The 6993-nt window shown below is 61.9% G+C and carries 5 protein-coding genes; all 5 read right to left on the minus strand.

Annotated features, from left to right (window positions below):
• Positions 1 to 110: 110 nt before the first annotated feature.
• Positions 111 to 2963, minus strand: coding sequence for an aminomethyl-transferring glycine dehydrogenase (gene gcvP / locus D8U71_RS01120; protein WP_130886992.1), 2853 nt, complete (start codon positions 2961 to 2963; stop codon positions 111 to 113).
• Positions 2964 to 2974: 11 nt separating this feature from the next.
• The gene (gene gcvH / locus D8U71_RS01125) at positions 2975 to 3358 is read right to left on the minus strand and encodes a glycine cleavage system protein GcvH (protein ID WP_016773514.1); all 384 of its coding nucleotides are present in this window, start codon (positions 3356 to 3358) and stop codon (positions 2975 to 2977) included.
• A 450-nt stretch (positions 3359 to 3808) separates the two neighbouring features.
• Positions 3809 to 5317, minus strand: coding sequence for a sigma-54-dependent transcriptional regulator (locus D8U71_RS01130; protein ID WP_110646607.1), 1509 nt, complete (start codon positions 5315 to 5317; stop codon positions 3809 to 3811).
• A gap of 247 nt (positions 5318 to 5564) precedes the next feature.
• Positions 5565 to 5927, minus strand: coding sequence for a DUF5064 family protein (locus tag D8U71_RS01135; protein ID WP_016770620.1), 363 nt, complete (start codon positions 5925 to 5927; stop codon positions 5565 to 5567).
• 62 nt (positions 5928 to 5989) lie between these two features.
• Positions 5990 to 6919, minus strand: a complete 930-nt coding sequence (arcC, locus tag D8U71_RS01140) for a carbamate kinase (RefSeq protein ID WP_016770621.1) — start codon at positions 6917 to 6919, stop codon at positions 5990 to 5992.
• Between the last annotated feature and the right edge of the window lie 74 nt (positions 6920 to 6993).

Here is a 6993-nt window from a genome sequence, read left to right on the forward strand (position 1 = left end):
TCAGCCAACATTTACGCTGGCTGAAATGGCGCCTTCGCGAGCAGGCTCGCTCCCACAGGGGGATCTAGGGTGTTGCTGAAATCGGGGCCGATATTCAGCCCCTCATTCCATTAAGCGTAGCTTTCGATCGACGGGCAGGCGCAGACCAGGTTGCGATCGCCGAAGACGTTGTCGACCCGGCCGACCGGCGGCCAGTATTTGCCTTCGATCAGCGACGCGACCGGGTACACCGCTTGCTCGCGGCTGTACGGGTGGGTCCATTCGCCAACCAGTTCCGCTGCGGTGTGCGGGGCGTTTTTCAATGGGTTGTCTTCCTTGTCCAGCGTGCCGTTTTCCACTGCGCGGATTTCTTCGCGGATGCGGATCATCGCGTCACAGAAGCGGTCCAGTTCTTCCTTGGATTCGCTTTCGGTCGGCTCGATCATCAGCGTGCCGGCGACCGGGAACGACATGGTCGGCGCGTGGAAACCGAAGTCGATCAGGCGTTTGGCGACGTCATCGACGCTGATGCCGCTGCTGTCTTTGAGCGGACGCAGATCGAGGATGCACTCGTGCGCCACCAGGCCGTTGCTGCCGGTGTACAGCACTGGGTAATGCTCTTCGAGGCGACGGGAAATGTAGTTGGCATTGAGGATCGCCAGTTGCGAAGCGCGCTTCAGACCAGCGCCGCCCATCATGCGGATGTACATCCAGGTGATCGGCAGAATGCTTGCGCTGCCGAACGGTGCCGCGCAGACCGCGCCTTCCTTGCGTTCCATCTGGCCGTGGCCGGGCAGGAACGGGGTCAGGTGCGATTTGACGCCGATCGGGCCAACGCCCGGGCCGCCACCGCCGTGCGGGATGCAGAAGGTTTTGTGCAGGTTCAGGTGCGAGACGTCGCCGCCGAACTTGCCCGGTGCGCAGAGGCCGACCATGGCGTTCATGTTGGCGCCGTCGATATACACCTGGCCGCCGTTGTCGTGAATGATCGCGCAGATCTCGCGGATGCCTTCTTCGAACACGCCGTGGGTCGACGGGTAGGTGATCATCAGCGCAGCGAGGTGCTCGCGGTGCTCGATGGCTTTGGCGCGCAGGTCTTCGATGTCGACGTTGCCGCGGGCATCGCACGCGGTGACGACCACGCGCATACCGGCCATTTGCGCGGTGGCCGGGTTGGTGCCGTGGGCCGACGACGGGATCAGGCAGATGTCGCGGCGCTCATCGCCACGGCTCTGGTGGTAGGCGCGGATCGCCAGGAGACCTGCGTATTCACCTTGCGAACCGGCGTTCGGCTGCAGCGAAATCGAGTCGTAACCGGTGGCGGCGCAGAGCATCGCTTCCAGCTCATCGGTCAGTTGCTGGTAACCGGCGCTTTGTGCGGCCGGGGCGAACGGGTGCAGCGCACCGAATTCGGCCCAGGTCACCGGGATCATTTCGCTGGCGGCGTTGAGTTTCATGGTGCACGAGCCCAGCGGGATCATGGTGCGATCCAGCGCCAGGTCCTTGTCCGCCAGTTTGCGCAGGTAGCGCATCAGCTCGGTTTCCGAGTGATAACGGTTGAACACCGGGTGGCTGAGGATCGGCGACTGGCGCACCAGCTCAGCAGGAATGGTGCTCTGCACCGAGGCGGCCAGCGCAGCGAAGTCCGGCAGGGTCTTGCCGTCGGCGAACAGGCCCCACAGGGTTTCGATATCAGCCTGAGTGGTGGTTTCGTCGACCGACAGGCCCAGACGTTGAGCGTCGATCACACGCAGGTTGATCTGCTGAGCGTGCGCCTTGTCGTGCAGCGCGGCGGTGTGCGCGCCGGTGGCAACGGTCAGGGTGTCGAAGAAGTTTGCCTGCTCGACTTGAGCGCCCAGCGCGGTCAGGCCCTTGGCCAGAATCGCGGTCAGGTGATGCACGCGGTTGGCGATCTGGGTCAGGCCTTTCGGGCCGTGGTAGACGGCGTACATGCTGGCGATATTGGCCAGCAGCACCTGGGCGGTGCAGATGTTCGACGTGGCCTTCTCGCGGCGGATGTGTTGCTCGCGGGTCTGCATCGCCAGACGCAGCGCTGGCTTGCCGAAACGGTCAACCGAGACACCGACCAGACGGCCCGGCATGTCGCGCTTGAACGCATCTTTAGTCGAGAAATAAGCGGCGTGCGGGCCACCGAAGCCCAGCGGCACGCCGAAGCGTTGCGCCGAACCGATGGCGACGTCGGCACCGAATTCGCCCGGTGCGGTCAGCAGCGTCAGGGCCAGCAAATCAGCGGCCACGGCGACCAAAGCGTTGGCGGCGTGGAAACGCTCGGTCAGCTCGCGGTAGTCGAACACATCACCGTTGCTCGCCGGGTATTGCAGCAGCGCGCCAAAGAACGGCGTGACGTCAGTCAGTTCGCGCTCATCGCCCACGACCACGTCAATACCGAGCGGCTCGGCACGGGTGCGCAGCACGTCGAGGGTCTGCGGATGGCTGTGGATCGAGGCGAAGAACTGGTGGCTGCCCTTGTTCTTGCTCAGGCGTTTGCAGAAGGTCATGGCTTCGGCAGCGGCGGTGGCTTCGTCGAGCAGGGAGGCGTTGGCGATCGGCAGGCCGGTGAGGTCGCTGATCATGGTCTGGAAGTTCAGCAGCGCTTCGAGACGGCCCTGGGAAATTTCTGGCTGGTACGGCGTGTAAGCGGTGTACCAGGCCGGGTTTTCCAGCAGGTTACGCAGGATCGGCGACGGCGTGTGGCAGTTGTAGTAGCCCTGGCCGATGTAGGTCTTGAACAGCTGATTCTTGCCGGCGATGGATTTGATCATCGCAAGGGCGTCGGCCTCGCTGAGGCCGTCGTCCATGCCGAGCACGCTGGTGCCCTTGATGCTTTCGGGGATGACGCTGGCGCTCAGGGCTTCGAGGGAATCGAAGCCGAGGCTGTTGAGCATGGCTTGCTCGTCACCGGCGCGCGGGCCGATGTGACGGGCGATGAATTCGTTGGCGGTGCCGAGATTGATGGCGGTCATGGGGTAATTCCTCAGGCTTCGGCTTGGGCTTTGATCAGGCGGTCGTAAGCGTCCTGATCGAGCAATTTGCCGACAGCGGCGGCGTCGCTTGGCTGGAAGCGGAAGAACCAGCCTTCGCCCAGCGGATCTTCGTTGACCAGCTCAGGAGCGTTTTCCAGCGCCGGGTTGACTTCCAGCACGTCGCCATCGAGCGGCATGTACACGCCGCTGGCGGCTTTCACCGATTCCACGGTGGCGGCTTCTGCGCCTTTTTCGTAAGCCTGCAGCTCAGGCAGTTGCACGAATACCACGTCGCCCAGGGCGTTCTGCGCGAATGCGGTGATGCCGACAGTGACACTGCCGTCGGCTTCGGTGCGCAGCCATTCGTGATCTTCAGTAAAACGCAACTCGCTCATGGAAACTCCTCAGGGGCCAGACTCGTCTGGTGGACGCGGTGGAAAGCTTGGGGCGGGGAAGCCCTTAATAGATGAGGAGGCAGGTAGCAAGAATGCGGCCAAGGTTAATTTATCTATATAAATCAATGGCTTGGTTTTTTTAGCTGGATGTAGGCAGGTTGCGCCTGTAGCGAAATCGCTACAGCTTGGGGCGAGGAGAAAAGCTTAATCGGATCAAAGCGTTGCGCAGCGCTGGTCACAGGCGGGTGTAGCGATATCGTTCCGCTGTAGCGCTTTCGGTACAGATGGAGGTCGTTTTTGGACGGATTTCGAATCCGCCATAAATCCTGTGGGAGCGAGCCTGCTCGCGAAGACGGTGTGTCAGGCGCCAGCTATTTTGCTGATAGACCGCTTTCGCGAGCAGGCTCGCTCCCACATGGGGAATTTCCTGCAATAGGGATGCGCGGTGAGTCAGGGTTTATTGGGAATGCCGTATTTGCGCAGGCGATGGGCAATGGCGGTGTGCGAGGTCTGCAAGCGGCTCGCCAATTGCCGGGTCGAGGGGTAGCTGACGTAGAGCTTTTCCAGCAGCTCTCTTTCGAACGATTCGACCGCTTGCTCGAGGCTGTCGACATCGGTATCGGCCTGGCGCGCCACCGAAGTGCCGGCGATGTCGAGGTCACCGATATCGACCAGGCTGCTCTCGCAAATCGCCGCTGCGCGAAAAATCACGTTCTGCAATTGCCGCACGTTGCCCGGCCAGCGATTGCCGAGCAGCGCCGGATAAGTGCCGGGCGCCAGGCGGCAGACAGGGCGCTGGATCTGCGCACAGGCTTGCTGCATGAAGTAGCGCGCCAGCAGCAGGATGTCCTGACCGCGTTCACGCAGCGGCGGCACTTCGACGTTGAGCACGTTGAGGCGATAGAACAGGTCCTCGCGGAACAGGCCTTCGCTGACCATTTTTTCCAGATCGCGGTGGGTCGCGCTGAGGATGCGCACGTTGACCTTTACTTCCCGATCACCACCGACGCGGCGGAAGCTGCCGTCGTTGAGAAAACGCAGGAGTTTGGCCTGCAAGTACGGCGACATCTCGCCGATTTCATCGAGGAACACCGTGCCCTGGTTGGCCAGTTCCATCAGCCCCGGTTTACCGCCACGCGCCGCGCCGGTGAAGGCGCCGGGGGCGTAGCCGAACAGTTCGCTTTCGGCGAGGTTTTCCGGCAGCGCTGCGCAGTTGAGGGCGAGAAACGGAGCGCTGTGCCGCGCACTGATGGCATGGCAAGCGCGGGCGACGAGTTCTTTACCGGTACCGGTTTCGCCTTGAATCAACAGTGGTGCATCAAGGGCGGCGACGCGTTGCGCGCGGGCCTTGAGTGTGCGGATCGCCGGAGACTCGCCGAGCAGCGCGTCGAAGCCTTCGGCATGATCGTGGTGCAGTGCCGAGAGTTGTTCGCCGATGCGGTTCGGTTGATACAAGGTCAGCAGGGCGCCGGCGTCGGTGATCGGCGTGGCGTCGAGCAGCAGGGTCTGGCCGTTGACGGTGATCTCGCGCAGCGGCAGGCGAAAGCCGTTTTCCAGCAGGGTGTCGAGCAGACCGGGATCATTGAACAGCGCCGAGACGCTTTCGCCGGCCGGTTCGCGACCGTACAGGGCAATCAGCGCCGGATTGGCCAGCAGCACCTTGCCGGCGCTGTCGAGGGCCAGCACCGGGTCAGTCATCGCCGCGAGCAGGGCATCTAGCTGCAGATGCCGACGCTGGCCGGGCAGGATATCGACCACGGTCACCGCTTCCACGCCGAGCACGCGAAACAGCGCATCTTTCAGTTCTTCGAGCACTTGCGGGCTCAGCGTCGGCGCGTCGATGTAGACGTTCGGCGGGATCATCTCCACCGCATCCAGATTGAGATTGCGCCCACCGAGGATAGCCAGGACTTCCTGGGTGATGCCGACGCGGTCGATGAAGCTGACGTGAATACGCATGGGGGCGGTTCAGTGATCTGCAGAGCGGAGGGGGGCAAGTATGCCTTAAATCAAAAGCCCCCTCACCCCAGCCCTCTCCCGGAGGGAGAGGGAGCCGACCGAGGTGTCTGAGGTTATGCATCGACCTGAAAGTTACCGGGCGATTATGGATTCAGTGATGCAGGATCAGTTCGACGCAATGCTGCAGCATCCCCCAATCGGTTCCCTCTCCCTCCGGGAGAGGGCTAGGGTGAGGGGCTTTTGATTTTTATTCGAAATGCTCGAGGTTCACCGGATCCCCCGACTGCATATTCAACTTCTGCCGAATGTCTTCAAACATCAGATCGTAATGCTTGTGCACCGAGCCGATCTGGCTGTGGGTCTTGGGGATTCCGTACTTCTCGGCAATCTGCGTGACATCGCGGGCGAAGTTGTAGGCCTCTTCCTTGGGCAGGAAAAACGTCTCCTTCATGTCCTTGCCCTGCATGCTGCCGTGCAGGGTGAACTGAATCCCTTTGCCTTTCTGTGGATCAGTGAACACTTCATAGTCCAGATGCACGTTGTAATTGACGTCATCGTCGGTCAACGCGTGCCGCTCGATGTGCAGATGACCGGGTTCGAACAGGGCCATTGAGCTACTCCTTTCAAGGCATGGAAGCGGGGCAGGCCTTGAGCCTGCCCCGGCGTTTATTGTTATCGGTAGCTGATCCCCGGCTTCGCCGTGCTGACCCGCGTACCGGCGGTGCCCTGGACGATGGCTTCGATATCGGCCAGCGAACCGATCACCGCGACCTTGCCAGTATGGCGCGCGAATTCGCAGGCTGCCTGCACCTTCGGTCCCATGGAGCCGGCGGCGAAACCAAGGCGTTCGAGTTCGTCCGGGTGGGCTTCGGCGATGGCTTTCTGCGTCGGCTTGCCGTAATCGATGAACGCTGCGTTGACGTCAGTGGCGATCACCAGCAGGTCGGCTTCCAATTGCTCGGCAAGCAACGACGAACACAGATCTTTGTCGATCACCGCCTCGATGCCTTTGAGGTTGCGCTGCTCGTCGTACATGGTCGGAATGCCGCCGCCTCCGGCGCAGATGACGATGCTGCCCTTGTCCAGCAGCCACTTGATCGGGCGGATTTCGAAGATGCGCTTCGGCCGTGGGCTGGCGACGACGCGGCGGAATTTGTCGCCATCGGCAGCAATTGCCCAGCCTTTCTCGGCGGCGAGTTTTTCCGCTTCGGCTTTCTCGTAGACCGGGCCGATCGGTTTGGTCGGGTTCTTGAATGCCGGGTCGTTGGCGTCGACTTCGACCTGGGTCAGGAGTGTGGCGAACGGCACTTCGAAGTCGAGCAGATTGCCCAGTTCCTGTTCGATGATGTAGCCGATCATGCCTTCGGTTTCAGCGCCGAGCACGTCCAGCGGGTAGGGGGTGACAGAGGTATAGGCCGCCGCTTGCAGCGACAGCAGACCGACTTGCGGGCCATTGCCGTGAGCGATGACCAGTTGGTTGCCGGGATGGATCTTGGCGATTTGCTCGGTGGCGATGCGGATGTTGGCGCGCTGGTTGTCAGCGGTCATCGGCTCACCACGGCGGAGCAGGGCGTTACCGCCCAGGGCTACGACGATACGCATGGTGCAATCCTTCTAAGCAGAGGAATGGCAAACGACTCGATCTCCCTGTCGGAACCGATATCCCTGTGGGAGCG

It is taken from the genome of Pseudomonas sp. Sample_21 (genome assembly GCF_004307525.1).
Lineage (GTDB): Bacteria > Pseudomonadota > Gammaproteobacteria > Pseudomonadales > Pseudomonadaceae > Aquipseudomonas > Aquipseudomonas atacamensis.

What these genes read in the sequence shown, in the direction of transcription:
- arcC (WP_016770621.1), bottom strand. Translation starts at nt 6,919, where the DNA reads ATGCGTATCGTCGTAGCCCTGGGCGGTAACGCCCTGCTCCGCCGTGGT.
- D8U71_RS01130 (WP_110646607.1), bottom strand. Translation starts at nt 5,317, where the DNA reads ATGCGTATTCACGTCAGCTTCATCGACCGCGTCGGCATCACCCAGGAA.
- D8U71_RS01135 (WP_016770620.1), bottom strand. Translation starts at nt 5,927, where the DNA reads ATGGCCCTGTTCGAACCCGGTCATCTGCACATCGAGCGGCACGCGTTG.
- gcvH (WP_016773514.1), bottom strand. Translation starts at nt 3,358, where the DNA reads ATGAGCGAGTTGCGTTTTACTGAAGATCACGAATGGCTGCGCACCGAA.
- gcvP (WP_130886992.1), bottom strand. Translation starts at nt 2,963, where the DNA reads ATGACCGCCATCAATCTCGGCACCGCCAACGAATTCATCGCCCGTCAC.